This window comes from Intrasporangium sp. DVR (genome assembly GCF_040365325.1).
In the GTDB taxonomy this organism is placed as follows: domain Bacteria; phylum Actinomycetota; class Actinomycetes; order Actinomycetales; family Dermatophilaceae; genus Intrasporangium.
In genome coordinates, this window is the sequence record NZ_BAABZW010000032.1 from 99,797 (window position 1) to 124,413 (window position 24,617).

The 24,617-nt window shown below is 71.3% G+C and carries 23 protein-coding genes, 1 tRNA gene and 1 pseudogene; 16 read left to right on the top strand and 9 right to left on the bottom strand.

Annotated elements, in window-relative coordinates; genetic code table 11:
* The first annotated feature begins 73 nt into the window (after positions 1-73).
* The 9 genes from ABWV20_RS18825 (at position 74) to ABWV20_RS18865 (ending at position 8,063) form a co-directional block, all read left to right on the top strand.
* On the top strand, positions 74-1,060 hold the full coding sequence (locus ABWV20_RS18825; protein WP_353357929.1) for a ParA family protein: 987 nt from the start codon (positions 74-76) through the stop codon (positions 1,058-1,060).
* 13 nt (positions 1,061-1,073) lie between these two features.
* Positions 1,074-2,060, top strand: a complete 987-nt coding sequence (locus tag ABWV20_RS18830) for a segregation and condensation protein A (protein WP_353357931.1) — start codon at positions 1,074-1,076, stop codon at positions 2,058-2,060.
* On the top strand, positions 2,053-2,685 hold the full coding sequence (gene scpB, locus ABWV20_RS18835) for an SMC-Scp complex subunit ScpB (RefSeq protein WP_353357933.1): 633 nt from the start codon (positions 2,053-2,055) through the stop codon (positions 2,683-2,685). The genes ABWV20_RS18830 and scpB overlap by 8 nt, the downstream gene beginning before the upstream one ends.
* A complete protein-coding gene (locus ABWV20_RS18840) occupies positions 2,682-3,701 on the top strand; it encodes a pseudouridine synthase (RefSeq protein ID WP_353357935.1) in 1,020 nt (339 codons plus the stop codon). Before scpB ends, ABWV20_RS18840 begins: the two co-directional genes overlap by 4 nt.
* 4 nt (positions 3,702-3,705) lie before the next feature.
* Positions 3,706-4,794 carry a prephenate dehydrogenase gene (locus ABWV20_RS18845; protein WP_353357937.1) on the top strand — a complete coding sequence of 363 codons (1,089 nt, stop codon included), beginning with the start codon at positions 3,706-3,708 and terminating at the stop codon, positions 4,792-4,794.
* Between the two features lie 131 nt (positions 4,795-4,925).
* Positions 4,926-5,672, top strand: coding sequence for a (d)CMP kinase (gene cmk, locus ABWV20_RS18850; protein WP_353357939.1), 747 nt, complete (start codon positions 4,926-4,928; stop codon positions 5,670-5,672).
* On the top strand, positions 5,669-6,334 hold the full coding sequence (locus tag ABWV20_RS18855) for a lysophospholipid acyltransferase family protein (protein ID WP_353357941.1): 666 nt from the start codon (positions 5,669-5,671) through the stop codon (positions 6,332-6,334). The genes cmk and ABWV20_RS18855 overlap by 4 nt, the downstream gene beginning before the upstream one ends.
* 78 nt (positions 6,335-6,412) lie before the next feature.
* Positions 6,413-7,900, top strand: a complete 1,488-nt coding sequence (der, locus tag ABWV20_RS18860) for a ribosome biogenesis GTPase Der (RefSeq protein ID WP_353357943.1) — start codon at positions 6,413-6,415, stop codon at positions 7,898-7,900.
* A gap of 89 nt (positions 7,901-7,989) precedes the next feature.
* A tRNA-Pro gene (locus ABWV20_RS18865) sits at positions 7,990-8,063 on the top strand.
* A gap of 122 nt (positions 8,064-8,185) precedes the next feature.
* Here the strand turns inward: ABWV20_RS18865 and ABWV20_RS18870 are convergent.
* The 3 genes from ABWV20_RS18870 to ABWV20_RS18880 are packed head-to-tail and all read right to left on the bottom strand — an operon-like array spanning position 8,186 to position 10,388.
* On the bottom strand, positions 8,186-8,482 hold the full coding sequence (locus ABWV20_RS18870) for a hypothetical protein (protein WP_353357945.1): 297 nt from the start codon (positions 8,480-8,482) through the stop codon (positions 8,186-8,188).
* Between the two features lie 42 nt (positions 8,483-8,524).
* Entirely contained in the window at positions 8,525-9,859 is a 1,335-nt protein-coding gene (locus tag ABWV20_RS18875) for a site-specific integrase (RefSeq protein ID WP_353357947.1), read from the bottom strand.
* 13 nt (positions 9,860-9,872) lie between these two features.
* Positions 9,873-10,388: a hypothetical protein gene (locus ABWV20_RS18880; protein WP_353357949.1), complete on the bottom strand. Its 516-nt coding sequence runs from the start codon at positions 10,386-10,388 to the stop codon at positions 9,873-9,875.
* Positions 10,389-10,604: 216 nt separating this feature from the next.
* Between ABWV20_RS18880 and ABWV20_RS18885 the strand changes: the two genes are divergently transcribed.
* From ABWV20_RS18885 to ABWV20_RS18910, 6 genes are all read left to right on the top strand, one after another.
* Entirely contained in the window at positions 10,605-10,787 is a 183-nt protein-coding gene (locus ABWV20_RS18885) for a helix-turn-helix domain-containing protein (protein ID WP_353357951.1), read from the top strand.
* A 636-nt stretch (positions 10,788-11,423) separates the two neighbouring features.
* On the top strand, positions 11,424-13,886 hold the full coding sequence (locus tag ABWV20_RS18890) for an AAA family ATPase (RefSeq protein WP_353357953.1): 2,463 nt from the start codon (positions 11,424-11,426) through the stop codon (positions 13,884-13,886).
* Between the two features lie 112 nt (positions 13,887-13,998).
* Positions 13,999-14,466, top strand: coding sequence for a hypothetical protein (locus tag ABWV20_RS18895; protein WP_353357955.1), 468 nt, complete (start codon positions 13,999-14,001; stop codon positions 14,464-14,466).
* A gap of 682 nt (positions 14,467-15,148) precedes the next feature.
* Positions 15,149-16,357, top strand: coding sequence for a hypothetical protein (locus ABWV20_RS18900; protein WP_353357957.1), 1,209 nt, complete (start codon positions 15,149-15,151; stop codon positions 16,355-16,357).
* Between the two features lie 2 nt (positions 16,358-16,359).
* On the top strand, positions 16,360-17,061 hold the full coding sequence (locus ABWV20_RS18905) for a hypothetical protein (protein ID WP_353357959.1): 702 nt from the start codon (positions 16,360-16,362) through the stop codon (positions 17,059-17,061).
* A complete protein-coding gene (locus tag ABWV20_RS18910) occupies positions 17,058-18,665 on the top strand; it encodes a terminase large subunit domain-containing protein (RefSeq protein ID WP_353357961.1) in 1,608 nt (535 codons plus the stop codon). The genes ABWV20_RS18905 and ABWV20_RS18910 overlap by 4 nt, the downstream gene beginning before the upstream one ends.
* Positions 18,666-18,674: 9 nt before the next feature.
* On the opposite strand, the gene ABWV20_RS18915 is transcribed toward ABWV20_RS18910, so the two are convergent.
* Positions 18,675-19,394: a DUF8453 domain-containing protein gene (locus ABWV20_RS18915; RefSeq protein WP_353357963.1), complete on the bottom strand. Its 720-nt coding sequence runs from the start codon at positions 19,392-19,394 to the stop codon at positions 18,675-18,677.
* 71 nt (positions 19,395-19,465) lie between these two features.
* Here ABWV20_RS18915 and ABWV20_RS18920 point away from each other — a divergent pair, with 71 nt between their 5' ends.
* Entirely contained in the window at positions 19,466-20,107 is a 642-nt protein-coding gene (locus ABWV20_RS18920) for a potassium channel family protein (protein ID WP_353357965.1), read from the top strand.
* Between the two features lie 28 nt (positions 20,108-20,135).
* On the opposite strand, the gene ABWV20_RS18925 is transcribed toward ABWV20_RS18920, so the two are convergent.
* The 5 genes and pseudogenes from ABWV20_RS18925 to ABWV20_RS18945 all read right to left on the bottom strand — a co-directional run bounded on the left by ABWV20_RS18925 (position 20,136) and on the right by ABWV20_RS18945 (position 24,580).
* Positions 20,136-20,684: a zinc-ribbon domain-containing protein gene (locus ABWV20_RS18925; RefSeq protein ID WP_353357983.1), complete on the bottom strand. Its 549-nt coding sequence runs from the start codon at positions 20,682-20,684 to the stop codon at positions 20,136-20,138.
* 15 nt (positions 20,685-20,699) lie between these two features.
* Positions 20,700-21,308 (bottom strand): annotated as a pseudogene (locus ABWV20_RS18930) (zinc-ribbon domain-containing protein); the annotation flags it as partial.
* 270 nt (positions 21,309-21,578) lie between these two features.
* The gene (locus ABWV20_RS18935) at positions 21,579-22,808 is read right to left on the bottom strand and encodes a tyrosine-type recombinase/integrase (protein WP_353357967.1); all 1,230 of its coding nucleotides are present in this window, start codon (positions 22,806-22,808) and stop codon (positions 21,579-21,581) included.
* Positions 22,805-22,996, bottom strand: coding sequence for a helix-turn-helix domain-containing protein (locus ABWV20_RS18940; protein ID WP_353357969.1), 192 nt, complete (start codon positions 22,994-22,996; stop codon positions 22,805-22,807). Before ABWV20_RS18940 ends, ABWV20_RS18935 begins: the two co-directional genes overlap by 4 nt.
* A gap of 15 nt (positions 22,997-23,011) precedes the next feature.
* Positions 23,012-24,580 (bottom strand): replication initiator, encoded by a 1,569-nt coding sequence (locus tag ABWV20_RS18945; protein ID WP_353357971.1) that lies wholly within the window; start codon positions 24,578-24,580, stop codon positions 23,012-23,014.
* Positions 24,581-24,617 lie beyond the last annotated feature (37 nt).

A 24,617-nucleotide genomic window follows, 5' to 3' on the forward strand; every position in this document is an offset into this window, starting at 1 on the left:
TGGTCGCAACTGATCAGCGAGAGGCTGACCGAGCGCGCGGCCGAGGGCACAACCGAGCGGAGTGGAAGACCCGGTGAACGACGAGTCACACGAGACCATGCAGGACGAGCGGGTCGACCGTGCCGGGTCGACCGGGCTCACGGACGGCAGGAACGGCTCGCTCGGTCACGAGCCCGGCTCCGCCAACCACCTTCCCTCGGTGGCGCCGACCGTGGGGGGCAGCCTCGGTCCCACGGGGCGACCGCTGCCCGACTTCCCCGAGCCGGCGCCGTTGCCCAGCCATGGGCCCGCACGCATCATCGCGATGTGCAACCAGAAGGGCGGCGTCGGCAAGACGACGACCACCATCAACCTCGGAGCGGCCCTGGCCGAGCTGGGTCGCAAGGTCCTGGCCGTGGACTTCGACCCGCAGGGGGCCCTGTCCGTCGGTGTCGGGATCAACGCCCAGGAGCTGGACGTCACGATCTACAACCTGCTCGTCGAGCACGGCCACGACGTGCGGGAGGTCATCCGACCCACCCAGACGCCGAACCTCGATCTGCTGCCCGCCAACATCGACCTGTCGGCTGCCGAGGTGCAGCTCGTCGGCGAGGTGGCCCGCGAGCAGGTCCTGGCGCGCGTCCTGCGGCCGGTCCTCGACGACTACGACGTCATCCTGATCGACTGCCAGCCCTCGCTCGGGCTGCTCACCGTCAATGCGCTGACGGCGTCCCACGGCGTGATCATCCCGCTCGAGTGCGAGTACTTCGCGATGCGGGGTGTCGCTCTGCTGATCGACACCATCGACAAGATCACCGACCGGCTGAACCCCCGGCTGCAGGTCGACGGCATCCTCGCGACGATGTACGACTCCCGGACCCTGCACAGCCGGGAGGTCGTCTCCTCGGTGGTCAACCACTTCGGGGAGCAGGTCTTCCACACCGTCATCAGCCGCACGGTGAAGTTCCCGGACGCGACGCTGGCGGCCGAGCCGATCACGTCGTACTCCTCCGACCACTCCGGGGCAGCGGCCTACCGGCAGCTCGCCCGGGAGCTCATCGCCCGGGGCGGCGCCGCCTGAGTCGGCGGGGACCATGCCCGAGCCCGAGACGCTCGACCGCCACCCGGTCGAGGATCCAGCCGTTCCCGGGGGTGTCATCACCCGGCGCGCAGCGGTGCCGTTCCAGGTGCACCTCGACGTCTTCTCCGGCCCCTTCGACCTGCTCCTCGGACTGATCAGCAAGCACAAGCTCGACATCACCGAGGTGTCGTTGGCCACCGTCACGGACGACTTCGTCGCGCACATCAAGGCGGCCCAAGCGGCCGACAACGACTGGGACCTCAGCCAGGCTTCGGAGTTCCTCCTCATCGCCGCGACGCTGCTCGACCTCAAGGCCGCGCGACTGCTGCCCCAGTCCGGTCCCCAGGACGACGAGGATCTCGCGCTCATCGAGGCTCGCGACCTGCTGTTCGCCAGACTCCTGCAGTACCGGGCCTACAAGCAGATCGCGCAGACGATCCGCGAGCGAATGGCCACGGCGGGGCGGATCACGGCCCGGCAGGCCGGGCTGGAGCCCCACTTCGCCCGCCTGCTGCCCGAGCTCGTCATGACGGTCACCCCTGACCAGCTGGCGATGATCGCGGCGCGGGCGATGATCCCCCGGGTGCCCCCAACAGTCGGGCTCGACCACCTCCATGCACCGCAGGTCAGCGTCCGGGAACAGGCCTCGATCATCGTCTCCCGGCTCCGGGCACGCGGTCAGGTCTCCTTCCGCAGCCTGGTCGCCGATGCGGACAGCACGCTCGTCATCGTCGCCCGGTTCCTGGCCGTCCTCGAGCTGTTCAAGGAAGGCGCCATCGCCTTCGAACAGGCGGAGGCACTCGGCGAGCTCGACATCCGTTGGACAGGAAGCGAGGAGGGCGACGTCGCGATCGACGACGAGTTCGACGAGTCCGACGAGTCCGACGATGACAGCGAGCAGAGCGACGGCGGCAGTCCTCAGGACGAGGACGCCGGCGAACTCACCGGGACCAACGAGAACGCGAACGACAGCCGAAGCGACGGAGCGACCAATGACTGACCAGGACGAGGCTGGGACGGCCGACCCGGCGCCCCTGACCGACGAGCAGATCGCCTTCGACATCAACGACTTCCCCGGTGGTGCGCGCTCCGCACTCGAGGCGGTCCTCATGGTCGTCGAGGAGCCCGTGTCCGAGGTGGCCCTGGCCTCCGCGCTCGAGCTTCCGGTCGAGGATGTTCGATCGCATCTGGTCGCCCTCGAGGGGGACTATGCCGCCGCTCACCGGGGTTTCACGCTGCGCAACGTTGCGGGCGGGTGGCGGATGTACAGCCGGGCGGACTACGCCCCCGTCGTCGAGAAGTTCGTCCTCGACGGGCAGCAGGCGAAGCTGACCCAGGCGTCCCTCGAGACGCTGGCGGTCATCGCCTACCGCCAGCCGGTGTCGCGGGCGAGGGTCAGTGCCGTGCGAGGAGTCAACGTCGACGGGGTCGTTCGGACCCTGATGTCCCGAGGCTTGATCGAGGAGGTGGAGGACGTCGGCGAGGGCGGCGCGGTCCTGTACCGCACCACCCCATACTTCCTCCAGCGGATGGGGCTGTCGTCGTTGGACGAGCTGCCACCGCTGGCCCCCTACCTACCCGATGCGGACGTCATCGATGAGCTGATCGAGGAGGGTCATTCATGACCGAGCACAGCAGGTCTCCCCGCCAACCGCGCAAGCGCGGATCGGCCCCCGGGGGAACGGGATCCGGACGTCCGAGCGGGGCCAAGCGGGCCGGTGGCGGCGGGGGAGCGCAACAGGGCGGGTCAGGCTCGGGCAGTGCCCCCAAGAGCGGACGCGGCGGCGCGTCCGGTCGCACATCGAGCAGCGGTGGGAGGCGAACGACCGGTCCGAGCTTCGCGGGGTCGACCAAGCCGAGCCAGCCGACCCGTCTGCCCAGTCGGCCCGCAGCCCCGCCCGTCGATGTCCACGACCCCGAGGGTGTCCGCCTGCAGAAGCTCATGGCGGCGGCCGGGGTGGGATCGCGGCGGGTCTGCGAGAACCTCATCGAGCAGGGGCGCGTCGAGGTCGACGGCCACGTCGTGACGGAGCTCGGTGTCCGGATCGACCCGCGCAGCCAGGTGGTCCACGTCGACGGCGTGCGGGTCAACCTCGACGAGGATCGCGTCTACCTCGCCTTCAACAAGCCCAAGGGTGTCGTCACGACGATGAACGACGAGCTCGGGCGGATCAGCCTGGCTGACTACGTCGGCAACCGCGAGCAGCGTCTGTTCCATGTCGGCCGGCTCGATGCCGACACCGAGGGCCTGTTGTTGCTCACCAACGACGGTGACCTTGCCCACCGCCTCCAGCACCCGGCCTACGGGGTCCTCAAGACCTACCTCGCCACGGTGCGTGGACCGGTCGGCAAGGACGTCGGCAAGCAGCTGCGCCAGGGCGTCGAGCTCGAGGACGGTCCGGTCAAGATCGACTCCTTCAAGGTGGTCGACTCCCAGCCGGGCAAGGCCCTCGTCGAGGTCGTGCTCCATGAGGGGCGCAAGCACGTCGTGCGCCGCATGCTCGAGGCGGTCGGGCACCCGGTGCTCGAGCTGGTCCGGACCGAGGTCGGTCCGATCCGGTTGGCCGACCTCCGCTCGGGTCGGATGCGCCGGCTGAACAAAGCGGAGATCGGCGCGCTCTACAAGGCTGCAGGTCTGTGACGGCGTGAGCAGACACGTTCGCGTCGTCGGCACCGGCCTCATCGGCACGAGCCTGGGGATGGCGCTGTCCGCCGCGGGATTCCACGTCACTCTCGAGGACCCGTCGCCCACGGCCTGCCGGCTCGCGCGTGACCTGGGCGCGGGGCAGCTGGCCACGGATCTCGATCCGCTGGGTCCCCCCGAGGTCGTCGTCGTGGCCGCGCCTCCCGACGTCGCCGCCGCCGTGGTGGTCGAGTCCCTGCGCCGTTGGCCCGAGGCGGTCGTGACCGACGTCGCCTCGGTCAAGCAGACCGTGCTCGATGACGTCCTCCGCTCGGGCGTGGACGCGTCTCGGTACGTCGGCTCGCACCCCATGGCCGGCCGGGAGCGCTCCGGTGCGGCCGCAGCGCGACGGGACCTCTTCGACGGGCGGGCCTGGGTCGTCGCGCCACACGAGCACTCGAGCCCGGAGGCCGTCCGACTCGTCCGTGAGATCGCAACGGTGGTCGGGTCAGCGGTCCGGGTGATGCCGGCGCGAGAGCACGACGAAGCGGTCGCCGCCGTCTCCCATGTCCCGCAGGTGGCAGCGAGCGTCGTCGCGTCGTGCCTGCGCGACCTGCCGGAGCCGGCCGTGGGCCTCGCCGGCCAGGGGCTGCGCGACGTCACGCGCATCGCCGCGAGTGATCCACGCCTGTGGACGCAGATCCTGGCCGGAAACGCCGCGGCGGTCCGGGAGGTGCTCCTCCACGTCCGGGCCCAGATCGACGAGGTCGTCGATGCGCTCGGCTCGCTGACGGTCGGCGAGGGCGAGGGAGCGTTGGGGGCACTGAGCAGGATGCTCGAGGCGGGCAACCTCGGCCAGGCTCGGATCCCGGGCAAGCACGGCGCGGCTCCCACCGCCTACGCCGTGGTCTCCGTCCTCGTGCCCGACGAGCCCGGGTCCCTGGCGCGACTGCTCACCGACATGGGGGACGCTGGCATCAACCTCGAGGACATGCACCTCGAGCACGGGCTCGGCCAACCCTTCGGAGTCGCCTACATCTCCGTCGTCCCGGCGGCCGCGGAGCCGCTCGCCGAGACCCTCACCTCGCTCGGCTGGCAGCTGCACGACTGAACCCACCGTCACGTCGCCCGACCACAGGCCCACCCAGCCGTATGCCGCTGAGCCGGCTCAGCGGCATACGGCTGGGTTGCGCTCCGGCGGGGGAGGAAAGGGTGCCCCGCCCGGCCACTAGGCTGCCGCCCATGCCGCAAACCCCGGTCAGCCCCGACGTGTCCCAGCCCGCTCACCAGCCGACTGACCAACCCCTCGCCGGCTTCGTCGTCGCCATCGACGGACCGTCCGGGTCCGGCAAGTCGAGCGTCTCCAAGCAGGTGGCGCGCACGCTGGGCTACGCCTACCTCGACACCGGCGCCATGTACCGGGCCCTGACCTGGTGGTGCCTCGACCGGCACGTCGACCTCGATGACCCTGCCGCGGTCACTGCGGCCGCCGGTGGCCTCCCGCTCGACATCGGCACCGACCCGGACGCCCCGCACGTGCTCGTCGGCGGCGTCGACGTGGCCGCCGCGATCCGCGAGACGCGCATCTCGACCCACGTCTCCAAGGTCGCCACGGTGATTCCCGTGCGTGAGCTGCTGCGGCGGCTGCAGCGCGAGCTGATCTCCCGGGCGGGTGCATCGCGCGGCGGTGTGGTCGTCGAGGGCCGTGACATCACGACCGTCGTCGCACCCGACGCATCGGTGCGGATCCTGCTCACGGCGTCCGAGGCCGCCAGGCTGGCGCGCCGGTCCCGTGAGCTGCACGGCGATGCCGAAGCGACCTCGGTGAGCGCGACCCGCTCTCAGATCGTCGATCGTGACCGGCTCGACTCCACCGTGTCCGAGTTCACCGTCGCGGCCGACGGGGTGACGACGGTGGACACGTCCGACCTGGACTTCGACGGATCGGTCCACGCCGTGCTCCAGGTCGTCGCCGCTGCACGGGCATGACCACCAGCGCGGGCCTGCTCGTGCCCCACCGACGACGAGCCGCCTACGGCCACCGTGTGGGCCGGGCGATCTTCCGCACTCTCTACGACGGGCGGGCCATCCACTCGCATCGCGTCCCCGCCGAGGGTCCCGTCCTCCTCGTCGCCAACCACGCGGCCTTCCTCGACGGCCCCTTCGTGTTCTCGCTCGCGCCGAGACCGGTCACCTTCCTCGTCAAGCAAGAGGCCTTCCGCGGCGTGTTCGGCATGGTCGTGCGCGGCGCCGGTCAGATCCCCATCGACCGGACGACCGGTGACCGTGCTGCGCTCGCGGCGGCGCTCGCCGTCCTGGCGCGGGGCGACACCGTCGGGATCTTCCCCGAAGGAACTCGTCGGGACGGGGACGTGGACGGCGTGAACCATGGCGCCGCCTGGATCGCGCTTCGCTCTGGTGCCCCGATCGTTCCGGTGGCGGTGCTCGGCACGAGGGTGGCCGGCGCGTCCACCGACAGCTGGCCCCGGCCGCGCACCCCGCTGACGGTCGACTTCGGCGAACCCTTCCACCTCCACCCCGACCTCGCCGTGCCCGGTCGGGATCGGCTGCGCCGAGCCAGCGACGAGCTCCGGCAGGCGCTCGCGTCACATGTTCGTCGAGCGCGGGTGGACAATGGTTCCTCGTCCTGAGCGCGTCAGGGTCTGTCATGACCCGTCTGCGGCGCGTCGGACGCGAAAGACATCCCGCACCACTGATTCGAGGACACCGTGACTGACGAGACCGCCCGCCCCGCCGACGAGGGCGCCCCGATCTCGGCGGACGACGACCGGTCGGTCGAGCGAGCCCTCCGGGCCGGCCTTCACGAGTTCGAGCTCAGCCCGGAGGACCAGGCTCTCCTCGACACCCAGGACGAGTTGCTCGCCGGCGCGGCCGAGCGGGGGCCACTCCCTGTGGTCGCCGTGATCGGGCGGCCCAACGTCGGCAAGTCGAGCCTCGTCAACCGCATCCTGCGTCGCCGCGAAGCCGTGGTCGAGGACGTCCCCGGGGTGACGCGCGACCGCGTGTCCTACGAGGCCGAGTGGGGCGGCCGGCGCTTCACGATCGTCGACACCGGTGGCTGGGAGTCCGACGTCACGGGGATCCACCTGCGGGTCGCCGAGCAGGCCGAGATCGCCATCGACCTCGCTGACGTCGTCATGTTCGTCGTCGATGCGACCGTGGGGGCCACCGACGACGACGCGTCGGTCGTCCGGCTGCTGCGCAAGTCCGGAAAGCCAGTCGTCCTGATCGCCAACAAGGTCGACGACGAGCGCGGCGAGGCCGACGCTGCAACGCTGTGGAACCTCGGCCTCGGCCAGCCCTGGCCCGTGTCGGCGGTGCACGGCCGGGGGAGTGGTGACGCCCTCGACGCCGTGCTCGACGTGCTGCCGCAGGTCTCGGCACACGGCGCCTACGCGCAGGACGGGCCCCGTCGGGTCGCCCTCCTCGGACGCCCCAACGTCGGCAAGTCGAGCCTGCTCAACAAGCTCGCCGGCTCCGACCGGGTCGTCGTCGACAACGTCGCCGGCACGACTCGTGACCCCGTCGACGAGCTGATCGAGCTCGGTGGCAGGACGTGGCGGTTCGTCGACACCGCCGGGATCCGCAGACGGGTCCACCAGGCCCGCGGCGCGGACTTCTACGCCTCGCTGCGCACGCAGACGGCTCTGGAGAAGGCCGAGGTGGCGGTGGTGCTCATCGACGCCGAGGAGGCCATCGCCGAGCAGGACATCCGGGTCGTCCAGCAGGTCATCGACGCCGGCCGAGCCCTCGTGATCGCCTACAACAAGTGGGACACCCTGGACGAGGAGCGCCGCTACTACCTGGAACGCGAGATCGAGAAGGAGCTCGTCCAGGTGCCGTGGGCGCCGCGGGTCAACATCTCGGCGCGGACCGGCCGCCACGTCGACCGGCTCGTGCCCGCCCTGGAGCGAGCCCTGGAGTCCTGGGACTCCAGGGTTCCGACCTCCCGGCTCAACGCCTTCCTCGGGGAGGTCGTGGCCGCGCACCCGCACCCGGTGCGCGGCGGCAAGCAACCGCGGATCCTCTTCGCGACCCAGGCCGCGACCCGGCCGCCCCGGTTCGTGATCTTCGCCTCCGGCTTCATCGAGGCCGGCTACCGACGCTTCCTCGAGCGCCGGCTGCGTGAGCAGTTCGGCTTCGAGGGAACTCCCATCGAGGTCTCCGTCCGAGTCCGCGAGAAGCGGCGCCGCTGAACCACTCCCAGGGGAATGCGTTCCCCATCCACCCCGATTCGGACGGTGGGACGGTCGTGCGCTAAGGTTTCGTTCGCCCCAAGGGGCAACGGGCTGTGGCGCAGCTTGGTAGCGCACTTGACTGGGGGTCAAGGGGTCGCAGGTTCAAATCCTGTCAGCCCGACCGTGAGGCAGGTCAGCGGAAACACCCGCTGACCTGCCAAGACAAGACGAGAGCCCCGTCCCGACTGCTACGCGGGACGGGGCTCTCTCTGTCCGTGGTCACAACGCTGGTCACAACGGCAATCAGCGACCCCGTCTCCAATACTTGAAAGCCACGGCTAATACCGGGGCGCCGGGCCCGAGCAACGCAGCCGACAGAGGACCGGCCCTGATGATGAGGTCCGCCATCTGCTCGACACCTCTGTCGCCACGTCGGACGGCCTCAGCGCGGACCCGTCTCCATGCTTCTTCCTTGGTGATCCCCTCCCGCTCGGCGTATTCCGCCACCTTCTTGTCAGCGAAGCGGTACGCCGCCCTCCCGCCCCTGTAGGCCGCCCGGACGATCACATAGACCTCATAGAGAGTGCTGGGATCGCTCATAAGAGGCAGTATGGATCACCAAGATGCTGGACCGCTTGGGCGCTACTCCGCCACGGCCCGGGCAGTGACCTGACCCAGCGCGGCGGCGGCACGGGCCACGCCCGCGTTCCCGCTCTCGGGGAGGTACGTCGAGAGGTGGACCTCGACCGTGTGACCAAGCAGCGCCGCCGCGTCCGCCGGGGTGACCCCGAGCGAGTGGAGCCAGAACGCGAGCGAGTGCCGGACCGAGTGCAGCCGGATCACGGGCACGCCCGCCGCACGGCACAACCGGCGGAAACGGTCGCTGTAGACCTCGGGGCGCGGCCCTCGCCCGAGTTCGTCCACGACGACGAGCCCGGAGTCATGCCACGCCGCCCCGGCGATGAGGCGAGACTGAGCCTGGCGCGCCCGGAGCGCCCTGAGCAGGGCGACCGTTCCGGGGTGGATCACCTCGACCGGGACCGTGCGGCGACGCTGTGGCGACTTGGGCTCGTCGGTGACGCTCTCCCGCCCGCCGAGCACCGCGACCCGACCCCGGCGAACCGTGACCGTGCCCGCGTCCAGGTCCACATCGGACCACCGCAGGCCGAGCACGTCCGCGCGGGTGAGTCCGCACAGCGTGAGCCGCCACGCCGCCGCGAGCGGGTCGGTATCCGCGTGGTCCCGGAACCGGATCACCGCGTCGGGCTGCCAGTGCTCAAGGTCGGCCCCGACGCGCTCGACCTTGCGCGGACGCCGCACCGACTTGTGCCTGACCGGATTCACCGGCAGGTCGGCAAGGTCGAACGCCTGGGCGAGCCCAATGAGCGCGAGGCGGACCGCGCGCGGCCCGAGCGGCCTGCCGACCGGGTGCGCCTTGCTCGACTTGCCACCCGAGGCCGAGAGCCACGCGACGAGCCGCTGCACGTCCGCAGCGGTCACGGTCGCCGCCTTGCGGTCGCCGATGTGGCGCAGCGCTGGGGCGAGCGCGTACCGGTACGACTCGACCGTGACCGCGCGTACGTCGGCCCGCGAGACGAGCCACCGATCGCACAACTGAGCGACCGTCTCCCCGCTGCCGCGCTCGACCTCTCGGCCTGCCTCGACCTCGGCGCGTCGTTCCGCGACCCATCCCCGCGCCTCCGCGAGTGAGTCGCGCCGAGCCTTGACCTGCCGCCGGTTCACGTCGCGGACGACGGCGACGAACCGCACCCGCTCGCCGCGCACCTCTCGGCGGATCGGCTCGTCATGGCGGGGGCACTCCGGGCACGTCCACCCGACGACGTGCTGACCGTGCGTGATGGGTTCCCAGCCGGTGCGCCTGCTACCGCGCACCCGCTGACACGACGCACACACCTTGAGCGCGTCCTCGGGGAGTCGCTGGCGGTTGCCCGCGCGACTTCCTGTCGGCTCCTTCATGGTCCTGCTCCTGTCACTTGCTCGGTCGGCCCGGCTGGCGGTCGCCACCGGGAGTCTGTTTCTTGGAGGGTCGGCCTGTCTGCGCCGCCGGGATGAGCCCGGCCTCGCGCGCCTTGCTTATCCAGCGGTCTACGGTGGCCCGGCTCACACCGAACTCGGATTCGTACTCGGCCACCACATCGGCTCGGGTGCGGCTCGGGTCGCGATACCTGGCTGCCAACTCGTCAAGGTCCGGCACGAAGCCGCGCCCACGGACGGCGGCGGGCGGCAGGATTACCAAGTCACCCGGGCCGGACTCCGCTGCCGCGTCGAGATACTGCGCGACGGCCTGGGCGATCCGCTCGGTCGGCACCGAGGCGAGGAATCGCCCGTCAATCCGCGCGCCCGGCGGCACGTCGATCTGCAACGACGTGAGGTGAGCCGCGCTCCTGCTCGTGCGCGCAATCGTGGCCCGGTAGGTGACGCCCGCCTCGCGGTCGATCACCTGCGCGCCGTTCTCGACGTGCTCCGGCGGCTCGGCCTCGACCAATCGCCACGCTCGCCCCTCCGTGTCTGTGACGCGCCGGACCTCGGGCTCTGGTGCCCCCGGGCGTGGGCGCTCCCAGCCGGTGACCCACCACTCCTTGTTTCTCGCTGTCCTCATATCTGAGATGCTTCCACCCCTTGATTGAGAAAGCAAGGTGAGAAACGCTCTGATCAGCGGGTCCGACCGGATCACAGCCATCAAGACAGAGAGAGGTAAGCCATGACCACGACGACCGCCGTTGAGTCGGTTCTCACGGTGCGCGACGTTGCGCGGCACCTCGGATGCCGTGACGAGGAAACCGTCTATCGGCTGATCCACCGTGGAGACCTGCGGGCGATCCGCGTCGGTCGGCTTGTCCGTGTGCCGGAGTCCGCGCTGCGGGACTTCATCGCCGGTCGCTGACCGGCCCACGATCCCCGCCGGGTCGGGCCGAGATGATCGGCTCCGCTCGGCCCGGCGGCCCAAGACACACGAACGGCGGCGGCCCGAGGAAGCCACCGCCGTCCAAAGAGAGACCTTTGCGAAAGGGGTCGTTATGAAGGTAACCGGCCCGGCGACTTACCGCCGGGGTCTCGACGCGGCGACGCTGGCAGTCCGCCTCACGACGTACGTCGTCCACCGCAGTCAGTGGGGCGGATGCGACCTCTGCGGGCACTACTCGCCCGAGTCGCTGCGATCGTGGCGCGTCGTTCACGGGGTAGGTCGGGTCTACGTCTCGCACCGACTCTGCCCGTCGTGCTGGGCCAGGTGGTCCGAGGGACTGCGGCAGGTCCGGGCTCTGAGCCCGGAGGACCGCGCCGCCATCCTCACGGCCTCTCGCGCAGGCAACCGCGACGAGGTGCAGCGGGCTGCGGGCCAACGCCGAGGCGAATGCGCGGCGGTGTGGCATGAGCGGTGTGGACCATGACGACTGAGCATCCTGGCGGACCACCGCCGACCGCTACCGACACCGCTGCTGGCTATTGGGCCGGGCGAGACTCCACCACCACGGAGCCGCCCGGCCCTGTTCGTCTGCGCCCCGGGGATCATCCCGACCGCGTGCTGATCGCCGCGAGCGTCGCCGCGAGCGGCTGGCCCGTCCTGGCGCTGTGGCCCGGAACCAAGCGCCCGACGCACCGGGGCTCGGAGGCGGATAACCATGCCGACCACTGGCTCACCTCACCCGCTGCCGTCGTGGCCGCCGCCGATGAGCACGACGACCGCGAGCCGCCCGAGGGCGCGCGCCGGGGCAGCCCATCGTTCGCAGTCATGACCGGGCAGCCATCGTCCGCCCTGGCAGGGTTGGCGCTCGCAGGCATCGACCTCGACGGCAACGCCGACGCGCTGACCGCCCTGCTCGTGGAGGCTGGACCCGACGCGGAGCAGTGGGCGGCGGAGACGATGAGGGTCCAGCGGGTCCACGACCGGGCGCACCTGTGGGGAACGGTGGCGGGCGACGAGTGCCCGCCGACCGGCGACCTCGCTCCCGGCCTTGAGTGGCGCGGCTCGACGGGCTACGCGGCCCTGCCCGGCTCCCGGCACCGGTCCGGGGCGCTCTACGAGGTGACCGGCGGACGATACGAGTTCACCGGGGGCGAGCACCCTCCCGGCTCGGTCTACCTGGGACTGACCGACCCCGGCGATGCCGACCCGCTCGGGCTCGTCGCATGGGTTCACCCGCTGCCCGTACCTGAGTCGCTGCTCGCGGTGATCCGTCGTCGGCTCGGGGCGAGCGCGGAGGTGACGACCCGGGGCGGCACGAGCACCGATGAGGCGCGCGCGTTCCTCGCGGCCCGCTCGACCGGGCCGGGCCCGACGACGAGTCCGCGACCTGCTCCCGGTCCGCGTGAGCGGCGGCCCGGCGCGGCATACCTGCGCCTGCTCGACGCCCTCCGCAACGCCGGGCTGGTGGTGCGCGAGCGCGGGGCGGCGCGCGCGGTCGCTCAGTGCCCAGCACACGACGACCGGGAGCCGTCCCTCTCGCTCCGCGCGGCGGTGACCCAGAGCGGCGGGGCGACGGTGCTGCTCAAGTGCCATGCCGGATGCACGGACGGCCCGGACGGGACTCACGACCCGCGCCCTGTGCTTGACGCCCTCCGGCTGCGAGTGAGCGACCTGTACGACGACGACGAGCCTAGAGACGACGAGAGCGGAGACGCGGTGACGCTGCACACGGTGGGCCAGGTGCCCGACCCGGACGAGCCTGTAGACCCCCACGGTGCTCGGGTGAGTGCCCGGCTCGACTCGCTGCGGGTCCAGCGCGACGCTATGCGGCTGCTCAAGGCGGAGGAAGCCGCCGCAGACGCCGCGACGATGCCGCCGTTCGACGCGGGCACGCTCGCGGAGGTGCTGGCCCGTCCGCCGGAGCCGCCGCACCGCGTGGAGGGACTGATCCTGTCCGATGCTCTGACGCTTGTCGTGGCCCAGCGCAAGACGGGCAAGACGACGCTCGCGCTCAACCTCTCGCGCTCGCTGCTGATCGGTGAGCCGTTCCTCGGCGCGTTCCCCGTGTGCCCGCTGGCTCCGGGCGAGCGCGTGGCGCTGCTCAACTACGAGGTGAGCGCCGCGCTCGTGGCGGAGTGGGCCGACCGGATCGGCATCCCGGCTGACCGGTTCGTGCTCGTGAACCTGCGCGGTCGCCGCAACCCGCTGGGGCACGAGGGCGACCGGGAGGCGCTGGCGGAGTACCTGCGCGGTCAGCGTGTCGCCTCGGTCATGGCCGACCCGTTCTCGCGGATGTTCACCGGCGACAACGCCAACGACGCCGGGCAGGTGACGCGGTTCCTGGCCGACCTCGACTCGTGGGCGCGTGGGCCGGTCGGCGCGAGCGACGTCGTGCTGACGGCGCACGCGGGCTGGGAGGGCGAGCGGGCGCGCAACTCGTCGGCCCTTGAGGACGCGCCCGACTCGATCATCACGCTCACGACCGGAGCCAGGACGGGCGACCCCTCCGGGCGCTACCTGCGGGCGCTGGGGCGCGGGGTGGACGTGGACGAGGACCGGCTCACGTTCGACCCCGTGACGCTGCGCATGAGCATGAGCGGCCGGGGCTCGCGGACCGCGACCGGCGACGCGCTCGCGGTGGAGCGGCTCGTGCCGGAGGTGGTCGCCTACGTGAGCGCCCACCACGCCGACGCCCCGGGCGGTCTCGGGGTGAGCCAGACGGCCTTGGAGGAGGGGCTCGACGGCAAGGCGGAGAGGGTGCGCAAGGCGGCGCGGCTCGCCGCCGACCGGGGACTGATCGCCCGCCGCAAGGGTGCCCGGGGCGCATGGCTGCACTTCCCCACGGAAGCCGATCCGGGGTCCCACGGATCCGACGGGGGAGACCCGCCCGAGCCGGAAAGGGCACCCCGTCCCACCCCGTCCCACCCCGTCCGGGACGCGGTCAGTGACCCCGTCCCCCCGTCCTATAGGACGGGGACGGGGACGACGACGCCGCAGACGGGCGACAACGCTCGGGACGGGGACGGGGTCGGGGACGCCACGGCGGTGCTGGACCTGCGCGATTGGGGGCGGTCGTGATGCTCCCCGCCCACACGCCGCACGGGGGCGGCTCCCTCCACCAACACAAACCCGCGCGCGCGATAACCCGCCCGCGTTTCCCGCTGCTCGACTCGCACCCGGAGGCGAAACCATGACCGGTCCCAACCTCGCCGACCTGCGCGCCCGGCTCGCGGCTGCTCAGGCTCTCGCCGCCGAGAGCGTCCCGCCCGAGGTGTGGCCGCTGCTGACCCGGCTCGACGGCGCTCCCGTGCCGGACGGCTTCACCGCGTGGCGGGTCGGACCCGAGGGCGGTCCGGTCGTGGCGGTCCCGGCGTTCGCCCCCGACGCGCCGCACGAGTTCCGCCGACGCTGGCTCGCCCGAGCGTTGGCGACGGCGCTCGGGCGGTGCCCGCTCTGCGGCGAGGTGGCCTCGCTGGACCGCGAGCCGCCGGGACCGGGGGAGCAGGGGCGCGCCGCCTTCCACGCCCTGCCGCTCTACGTCCGAGTACGCCACGCGACGGGCTGCCCTGCCGACGACTTCACCGACGCCGAGCGGCGGTGGCTGCTTCCGCCGGTCGGCACTGGGCACCGCGAACCCGACGAGAGACCGACCCCATGAGCGCCCAATCAGTCGGCGGGTCTAGGGGTTTGTGCGTCCTGACCTGCACCGATGCCCGAGTGGTCACAACCCCGGGCACAACCGCCGCCGGAACGGGCCGACTTCCAACGCGCGATGAGAGGAACACACCATGACGAGCAACTACCGCCGCCCGCGCCCGACTGAGCCGCCGCCGGTCGTGCCTGGACTCGGGCCGGACTCGGTGGCCGGGCTTAGCCCCGCAGCCGTGAGCGCCCGGGTCGCGGCTGCCGACGAGCGCCGCGCCGAGGCCGAGAGACGCACGGCGGCAAGGGCGCTCGCGCACCGGGTTGCGGCGCTGCCGCCACGCGCACGCCCCGCAACACCCCCGGAAACGCCGCGTGTGCCCCGTGGGGCCGCGAACGCCCCCGGTCGGGACAGTCACACGGACGTCGTTCCCAACAACCCGCAGAGCGGCGCGCAGCGCGAGGCGACCCCCAAGCGGGAGGGACCGCTCGTGATCCCGCTCCGCCCCTCCGCCGAGCCGCCGACGCTCACGCCCGACGAAATCGCCGCCCTGGGGCGGCTGCTCGCGCAGGCACCGCACCGCCGAGACCGGCAGCGGTTCGCCACTTCCACCCCACCGACCCGCCTCACGCGCTCGACTGCCAGGCCGCCGAGCAGTGCCACGCGGCAGCGTTTCTGACCCCGAGAGGAACCCACCATGACGACGACGCACGACACCACGACCACCGACGGCACCACGACCGAGACCGAACGACCCGCGAGGCGAGGGCTGTTCCGCCGCACGCGGCACTCCGGCCCCGACCAGCCCCTGACCGACGCGGAGGCGCAGGCGCTGGCCGCGAGGGTGCCGCACGACCCGATCCCGCTCGACCCGAACGACCTCGCGTGTGCGGAGTGTGGCCGCGTCGTGGCTGGCCCGTTCGACCTGGCGGCGGTCCGCTACGCGGAGCCGTCCGGCGTCGAACTCGCCGGGGGAGTGCTCAGCGCCTCGACCGCCGGACTGCCCGCCGAGCCGCTGACCACCTGCCCCAAGTGCGCCGCGCGTGGCGGTGTGGCTGCCGACCTCGCCGGGCGGTTGCTGCCCGGCGGGGTCGCGATAGGTGGGCTGCACTACACAGGCGAGCATGTGGCCCGCCTCGTCCGTTCGTCGCTCGTGGTGATCGACGTGCTCGGTGTCCGCCCGCCCGACCCGGACCACCTGACCCGCGACGTACTCGGTCTCATGGTCCGGCGGCTCGCCTCGCCCGGCTCGGCGCTCGCGTGGTCCCACCGGTTCGCCCCGACCCGCGCAGCCGACGCCCAGCCCGGCACCGCGAACCCGCGCCCCTGGGCGCACGTGCGCGAGAGCGCGCGGAGCGGGCTGCGCCGCGCATACGCCGACCTCATGGCCGACCGGCTCTCGCTCTCGGCCCCGCCGGTCGCGCTCGCGCCGCCGCCGATTGCGCCGCGCGACCTGCCGCCCGGCGCGCAGCCGCTCACCTCCGGGTGTCTGCTCTGCGGGGTCGCCACCGTCGCCCGCCCAGCGCTGGCGGTGGCCCGCGACGGTGGCCGGGAGGCTGCCGCGCGCCGCGTGTGGACTGCTCGCCCCCCGGTCGGCCCGGGCCCGCTCGGCGGGCGGCCCTCTGCGGCGAGGCTCGTCGGCTACACCTGCCCGACCTGCACCGAGGCCCTTGACCACGCCGGGGCGGTCGGTCCGAGCGCGATGGAACGCAGCCTCACGCGGTCTCTCGGGGTCGGGGGCAAGTGGACCGAGGGAGCCGACGCCCTGGGCGGGCTCGTCGGATTCGGCGCGCTCGCGGCGGACGCGCTGCGCGCGGGCACGCCCGCGCCGCAGCCGAACACGGCACCGTGGGCGCACGTCCCCAACCTCGACGCGATCGCCCACGCACTCACGGGGAGGGGCTGAGCATGGCTGGCGGGTGGACGCGGGGGGAGGCATCGGGCATCCCCGCCTCGGGCATCCCGGCCTCGGGCATCCCGGCGCGCAACCGTGGCACCCGTCCGCCGTTCGCACCGGGGCACGCGCTGGCCCTCAAGGGCGGCGCGTTCTCGCCGCGCGTGTACCTTCCGCTCGCGCGCGAACTCGCCGCCGGGTTGCTCGACGCGCGCCCGGACCTCGCCCCCTACGGTGGCGAGGTGGCCGCGTGGGCGGAGTGGGAGGCGCGCGCCATGCTCATGCGCCGCCACCTCGCCACGGTCGGCGACCTGGACGACGACGGCGAGCCGCGCAAGGGTCCGACCACGTGGCTGCTGCGCTGCGAGGACCGCGCCGCCCGGGCTCGCGCGTCCCTCGGGCTGACGCCGTTCGCTGAGGCGGCGCTCGCCAAGGAACGCGCCGCCGCGTCGGTGCTGGCGGTGGACCTCGCGGCGATGGCGGAGCGTGGGCGGCAGACGCTCGCGGCCCGGGTCGCGTCGGGGGAGTGGGACGAGCCCGACCCGGCGGGGGAGGTGCTGGCGGCGGTCGCCGCGCAGGGCTCCCGCGCGCAGGCGCGGGCAGACGCCGAGCACTCCGCCGCAGAGCACGCCCGCACCACGACGCACACCACCACGGCGGTGGTCGCTCACTACGCCGCCGACGACCACCACGACGACGAGAGGGCGGGAGCATGAGCACCGCGACCACGGCCACGCCCGCCACCCCGGACCCCTACGCGCTGCTGTGCGCGCTCGTGCTCGACGACGGCCAGCGGTGGGGCGACGTGGCGACGCCGTGGCAGCGCGCGGACGCCCTCGCGGTGATCGCAGCGGCCCGGGGCGACGCCGACGCTGTTGCCACCGGCCCCGCCGCCCACGCTGCCGCCGTGGCACGGCGGCACAACCTGTTGCGCGGGCGCGGAATGAGCAAGACGACCGACACGGCGGCGCTGGCGCTCGTGCTCCTGCTGACGCTCGCGCCGCGCCGGTCCCGCTCGCACGCCTACGCCGCCGACGCGGACCAGGCTGGCATCATGCTCGACACGATCCACGGGCTCGCGGACCGGTCCGGGCTGCTCGGGCTGGTGGACGTCGGCGCGCGCGCCCTCACGGTGCGCAGCACCGGGGCGACGCTCGCAGTCGAGACGGCGGACGGGGCGAGCGCCTACGGGCTGCGCCCCTGGCTGACGCTCGTGGACGAGTTGGGGGTGTGGCCCGCGACCGCGAACCACCGCCGCCTGTGGTCCGCGATTGTGTCGGCAGTGCCCAAGGTGCCCGGGTCGGTGCTGCTCGTGATCGGCACGGCGGGCAGCCCGACGGGGCTCGGTGCGGAGGTGTGGGCGGAGGCCAGCACGTCGCCCCACTGGCGCACCTCGCACCGGCCCGGCCCCGCCCCGTGGTGGTCACCCGACGACGTAGCCGCGACCCGCGCCGCCCTCACCGCCTCGGAGTGGCGGCGGCTGATCCTCTGCGAGTTCGCGGAGGGCGACGACGCGCTGACCACCCCGGAGGACGTGGCCGCGTGCATCCGGTCCGGCTCGGCGGTGCTGCCGCCCCGGCCCGGCGTGGAGTACGTCGCCGCGCTCGACGTGGGCACCCGTCGCGACCTCACGGCGCTCGTCGTCGGGCACACCGAGCGACGCGAGGCTGGCCGCGTCGTCGTCGTGGACCGGGTGCTCTACTGGCGGCCCGACCGGGCCAGCGGGCAGGCCGGGCGCGTGGACTTGTCGGAGGTGGAGGCAGCGACGCTGCGCCTGTGCCGCGAGTACCGGGTGCGGCGGCTGCGGTTCGACCGGATGCAAGCCGAGCAACTGACGGCGAACCTGACGCGCGCCGGGGTCCGGGCTGATGAGTTCGTGTTCTCCGCCGCCGGGGCCAACCGGCTGGCCCGCTCGCTGTGGGGTGCGTTGCGGGACCACGCGCTCGACCTGCCCGACGACGACGAGACCCGCACCGAGTTCCTGAGCACCCGGCTCGTGGAGACCGGCCCCGGCGTCGTCAAGATTCAGAACCCGCCCGGCAGCCACGACGACATCGTGACGGCGGTCGGGATGCTCGTCGCCGACCTCACCGAGCGGCCCGACTACGGGCGCGGGCGGGTCACGGTGCCCCGGGGCCGGGTGCCCGAGCGGACGAGCAACCCGACCGGGGCTCGCCCCGTCCTGCCCCGTCGGCTCGGTGTCGTCGTGGCCGCGAGGCGCGGCCCGCGCGGGCTGTCGGGAGGCGCGATCGTCATGCCCGGGAGCGCCAACGCGGAGGCCGACGCCTACCGTCTGCGCGCCGCGCGGGACCGGCCATGAGCGTGCCTATCAGGACCGCGCTTCCGACGCGGGAGGGGGTTGCGTCACCTCCGTTGACCGAGCGTTGCGCATTTGCTCGGCAAGATCGCGCACTCTCTCCTGCTCGGCAGCGACTTCGTCCCTGCGTAGGTAGTTCGCGGCCTTCACGACTGGACCGGCGGCCTGGGCCAGCGTCTGGAGCGATTTGTGGATGCCGTCGATGCGCCCCGGGATTGAGTCGGTCGACGTGGAGTAGGTGGTCATCCGCACAATGTCGACGTGGAGCGGGAACTCGTCTCGGTATCTCTGGCGACCGGTCCCTCTGTACGTCAATGTGACTGTGACCTCGTCCGGCGTCGGCTCGCGATTACCTTGCTCGTCCCCCGTGTACCAGATGTTCGTGAGTTGCTGTCCCGGACCGAGCGTGGGGATGACGTCGGCATAACGCTTGATCAGGAAGGGTGTAACGAGTGTCGAGGTGTCAGGCGGAACGATCGGCGAGGGGTCGAAAGTCACCTTGACGTTCCGGGCGACGCTTGGCCCCGCGTTTCGCACCACAAGGTCAATGACGCTGTGACTGTTCTCAGCACGCCGAAACTCTGCAACCAACATCGGGCGCGAGCGCGCGCGGCTGTCGTTCGCGGCCTGCCTCAGCGCGACCATTGCGACGGCTGCTGTGAGCACCGTGGCGGCTGCTGACAGCCCGACGCCATTGCTGTTGATCCACTCCCACGCGTCCGGCAAGTTCACGGCGACATGCTCCCCCGAGTCGAAGGAGACTGGCGGCCTGACACGCCGAGAGTTCTGCGAGACTCGCGACCGTGACTGTTGAGAAATGGGAGCGCCGTTCCGAGGTGCCGCTCATCCTGCTCGCGCTGGCTTTCCTCGTCGCATATGCGTGGCCGGTGCTCGACCCTCGACTCGACCCGGACACGCGCACCATTCTCGACGCCCTTTCGTGGACGGTGTGGGGCGCGTTCGCCATTGACCTGCTCATCCGGCTCGTCCTGACGGATGACCGACGGGCCTACGCCCTGCGCCATTGGTACGACGTGGCGCTTGTGGCCCTGCCGCTGCTGCGCCCACTGAGGTTGCTGCGCCTGCTCGCACTTCTGCGGATTCTCGACCGCTCAGCCGCGAACAATCTCGCCGGACGCGTGCTCGTGTACGTCGGGGGGGCAGCGGCGGCAGCGGTGGGGCTCGGGGCCCTAGCGGTGCTCGACGCGGAGCGTGACACGCCCGAGGCCAACATCACGTCCTATGGCGATGCGCTGTGGTGGGCCTGCACGACCGTTACGACGGTTGGCTATGGCGACCGCTTCCCGGTCAGCACCGAGGGCCGGATTGTGGGTGTCGTGCTCATGTTGCTGGGGATCGGCGTCGTCGGCGCGGTGATCGCCTCTGTAACCTCGTGGATTCTCGCCCGAGCCGAAGCCGAACGAGCCGAGCGCCGGAATCCCTGACGCTGTGTATATAGGGACCGCCCACAAGTCAGGCCCGATCAGTCGCCCAGGTCACAAGTTCCCGCATGGTCTGATCGACTGATCCAAAGCCCGGACGAAACGACACCTGGCGCAAACGAGAACTGTGCAGGTCGAGGTGCGGGAGTGAGTTCTCCCTGATCCGGGCCACGCAATAGCCCGCTTGGATCAGTGCGGCAGTCTTGCGCGAGTCGGTCTCTTGTTTCTCCGAGTGCCAATACTCCCCGTCGTACTCCACGACGAGCCGCGCGCTCGGGATCAGCACGTCGACCCGCCACCGGTCGATCCGGGCAGCGTGCGCGTCGGGATCGAGCGACTGCGCGGCTGCGAGGAAGGCCTTTTCGATCATGGACGTCCCGGCGGTTGAGCACAGGGGACAGAGGCGACCCGACGAGCGATCAATGACGGCGGCATCCCACACGTGCTCAGGGTTGGCTGCACATCGCCACTTGGCGACCACTCCGGCGGAGAACGGCTTGACGTGCCACGGTGTTAGGTCGTTGTCCTCGTGCCACTCCGCTGCGAGTTCGGGGTCCAGCCACGCGAGACTGCCGAACACCGACTGGCACTTGGGACAGTAGTAGTGGCCCCGTCCGGCCTGAGGTCGCCGACCTAGGTCGCGCGTCCGTATCGACTCCTGCCACTCGTGCCCGCAGCATTGGGCCGACTTCCACCACACGAGCGGGAGGTACGCAGCGGGGGTGTTCTCTGGCGTGCGATCGCCATTCCGCGTCGGGTGCCAGATCGCCGCGAGTTCGGCGTCTGCTTCCGCGAGCGACGGGCCGGGGATCTTCCTTGTCTCGTGCCCCCGGCAATAGGGGCACCCGGCGTATGCGAAGCGAATGCCTACGGTGTCGACCTTGTGGCCCTGGGGGCACCGCAGGCTGTATCTGTCCAGCCCCACCCACCGAAGGTCTCCCACAGTCAAACCGTCGTAGGGTCGCGGGTCGCGCCAAGCCGCCACCAACTCGGGCACTTCCGCTATCGGCTGCGACAGGAAGCGCTCGGTCTCCGCCGATGCCTCGGATAGACATTGGGGGCAACTAAAGGAGTGCAGGTGCTTCCCCGGAGGTGCCGCGAACCAGACGTGATCGCCTCGTCCGCACCACCACCAGCACTCCAACCGCGCCTTGATGCTGAAGCCGTCGGGGGTGCGAGTGTCGCTCTCGTTCACGTTGCCCATCCACCGGCGTATTAGGTCGGGGTGCGTTGCCGCGAGCGGAGCCGCTTTGGTTGCCACGCGGTGATGATTGCAAATGGTCACAACGCCGGTCACAAAGGGCACGGGTTGTGACCGGACGAGACGGGACGAGCCCCGGCTAACGCGCGGACTCGTTGCGGGGGAGAGGGCGAGACCGGGAGAGAACCGGCCCGGTAGTCAGGCTGGGGGTCAAGGGGTCGCAGGTTCAAATCCTGTCAGCCCGACTAACGGGGCCCGACGTGTCCACACACGTCAGGCCCCGTTTTCACGCCCGCCCGCCGATGCGCCCGGAACGCCAAGATCCGCCGTCAGGTCCCCATTTAGTCCCCACCACGCTGAGAAGCGGCTCCCAGCGGCAAGCACCGCCGCGTGGTCGGGGTGCAGATACCTCGCAGTCACGGCGGGGTCCTGGTGACCGGCGACCCGCTGGAGGACGTAGAGGTCAGTCCCCGCGTCCGCCATCCAGGTCAGCGCAGTGTGACGCAGACCGTGGCGTACCAGCCCCGCCAGGCCGAGCTGCACCACGACGTTGTCCCAATCCGTCGCGTCCCGAAGTGTCGCGGTCGTGATGACGCCTCCTCGCGGACCGATCACTAGCCGCGTGGTCTCACGTCGACCGGCGGTAAGTCGTTCCAACGTGGGCCGCAGAGGGTCGATGATCGGCACGATCCGGCGACGGCGGCCCTTCGTCGCCTTCGTGATGAGGCCACCGCGACCTGGGTATGTCTGGCGCTCAACGTGGACAAGCCCGGCTTTGAGGTCGACGTCCCCGACGAGGAGTCCTGCCACCTCGCTGATCCTCATGGCGGTGGTGGCAAGAAGGGTCACCACGTCGCCCCAGCACTGATGGTTGCCTCGCTGGACGACAGCCGTCACGAGACTGTTCAAGGTGGCTACATCGGGCAAGGCGAGGTCACGCGGGTTCGTCGCGTCACGATGCGACGTATTGCGGCGGCCAACATGCTGCCTACGGGCACGGTCCTTTGCCGGGTTGCGCGAGATCAGCCCGTCGCGCATCGCCTGGTCGAGCACGAGTACCAACGCGGCGACGGTGTTCTTGACCGTTGAGGCCCCGTACTCGGACTCCCAGCGATCAATGGCCCGGTCGATGACGCCTGCCGTGACCATCGCCACCGGCAATTGCCCGAGGGTCGGCAGCACCCTGCGGCGAATCCCCGCCGAGTACGGGTCCATGGTCGAGGAGGCGTCGATGCCGCGGGCCCAGCTCGTGCCGATAGACGCGACATAGTCCGCCAACGTCTGCCCCGGGTTGACTCCAGTTCGGGCGATGCCGACCTGCTCATCTATCCAGTTCTGCGCCGCGTGCTCGCTACCGAACTGGCGCGTCGCCTCCTCTCGGTGATGAGTGACCGGATGAGTCCAGCGGACACGAGCCAGGTACCGCGACCCGCTCTTGGCTTGGCGTACCCGGATATCGCCATGAACGATCGCGCCGATGGGCGGCTCAGCTGGCTTCTTCACGAGGCGGCAACCTCCTTAACCTGATCAGAGACCCACGTTTCGATGAGCGCGCGGGGGTACCTGTACACGCTTCCGATCTTGACGAAACGGGGGCCGACGCCGTCGAGCCGCCACCGTCGCACGGTAGACGGGTTCACGCGGAAGTGCTCGGCGACTTCATCCGTGGTCATCAGTTCGTGCACTTCCATGGCTCTTTCCTCGTCTCAGGCCGCGTCATCGGCAGCGGATGGTCGAATTGCTGAACGACTGTCCACAGGCCCGGCGGGAGGCGAGCCTCGTTGAGCCGCCACCGTCTTGGCATGCTCGTACTGGGAGCGTCGGGCCTTGGCTTCGCGGAGTGAGGCGGCGATCATCGCGGGGTAGTCGCGCTGGTCGGGTTGGGTGTCCTCCCAGACAAACCGCGGCTTGCCGTCCGAATGGAGCACGTCGGCCGCGAGCCGGTCCGCGTCCAGGGCGTCGATGCCCGCCGCTTCGAGGACCTGGCGGACGACTTCGGCGCGGTCGGCCTTGTGCTCGGTGAGGGTCTTACCGGTCCAGTAGCGGGAGACCAGGGCGCGGCGACCGCCGAGTCCGAGGCATTCGCGGTCGTGCGCCTTGCTTGGGCAGTGCCCGGGGTGCAGGCCCGGGGTGGGGTCCTTCGGCTGGATGCCGTAGCGCAGCCAGTTCGCGCAGCTCGGGGAGCACGGCAGCACGCGGACGTGCTCGTGCAGGCGGTCTATGTGGTTCTCGTACCGGCGAGCCTTCGCCACGGCTGAGGGGTCGTCGGGGTTGAGGGTGTCGGGGTTGGCCGCGTAGGTCTCGGCCACCGCCTTGGTGAGGTACTTGCACAGGTACCGCACGGTCCGGTCGGAGTCCTCGGTGCCGCCAAGCAGGCCCTTGACGTCGGTCTGCTTGCCCCACCTCACCACGTGGAACGGCTCGGCGTCCTGATCGGCGTCGAGGTCGTCGAGTGCCTGCTCCCAGGTGGGCAGCGGTTCGCCGGTGGCCGGGGCGACGTACCCGGCCTCCCCCCCGGCCCAGATCGGCCACCGGTCCGGGTGGTGCTCGGAGAACACGACGCGGTCGATGGGCGGCCACCAGATCGACACGTACGACCCCGCCCAGACGCCCTTGACGATCTTGCGGGGGATGGCGCCGCGGGCGGCGAGGTGCAAGTGCGGGGCGAGGCGGCGTTGGGGTTCGACGGCGGCGAAGTACTGGACCTGGTAGCCAGCGCAGCGGCGCAGGTTCTGAATGGTGCGGTCCACCAGCTTCGGGAACAGCAACGCATCCAACGCGGCACGCCGGTAGTCGTACCTGGCCGGGTTCCGGGGGACGCCCTCACCGGGGATCACCAGCCCGTAGGAGGGCAGGGTGCCGGTGATGAACATCGAGGGCCGGAACTCACGGCCCGTCTTCGGATCGGTGAACGTGCGACCCACCGTGCGGTGTTCGACCGGGATCGTGGGCAGGTCCGGCATCTCGTCCCGACGCCGCGTCGACCGGGTCCGTCGGGACGTCTCCTCTTCGTCCTGGTCGTCTTGCCCGGGGTCGGTGCTGTCCTGGTCGACGGCAGGACCCTCATCGGCCGGGAGTGGGTCTGTGGTCAGGTGCCAGCCTTCGCGGCACTGGTGAATCCGGAGGCGACGTGCCTTGTCCGCGCACGACGGGCAGACGCTGGACCGGGTCGAGCCGCACGGGATCGGCACCGCTGTTACGGCGTCGGTGGCACGGTCGGTGACGGTGCGCAGGATCGGTCGCACGCACACCCCGGCCGACTCGGCCACTGCCACTGAACCGGCACGGGTTCTCTGCCGCTCTCATACTGGC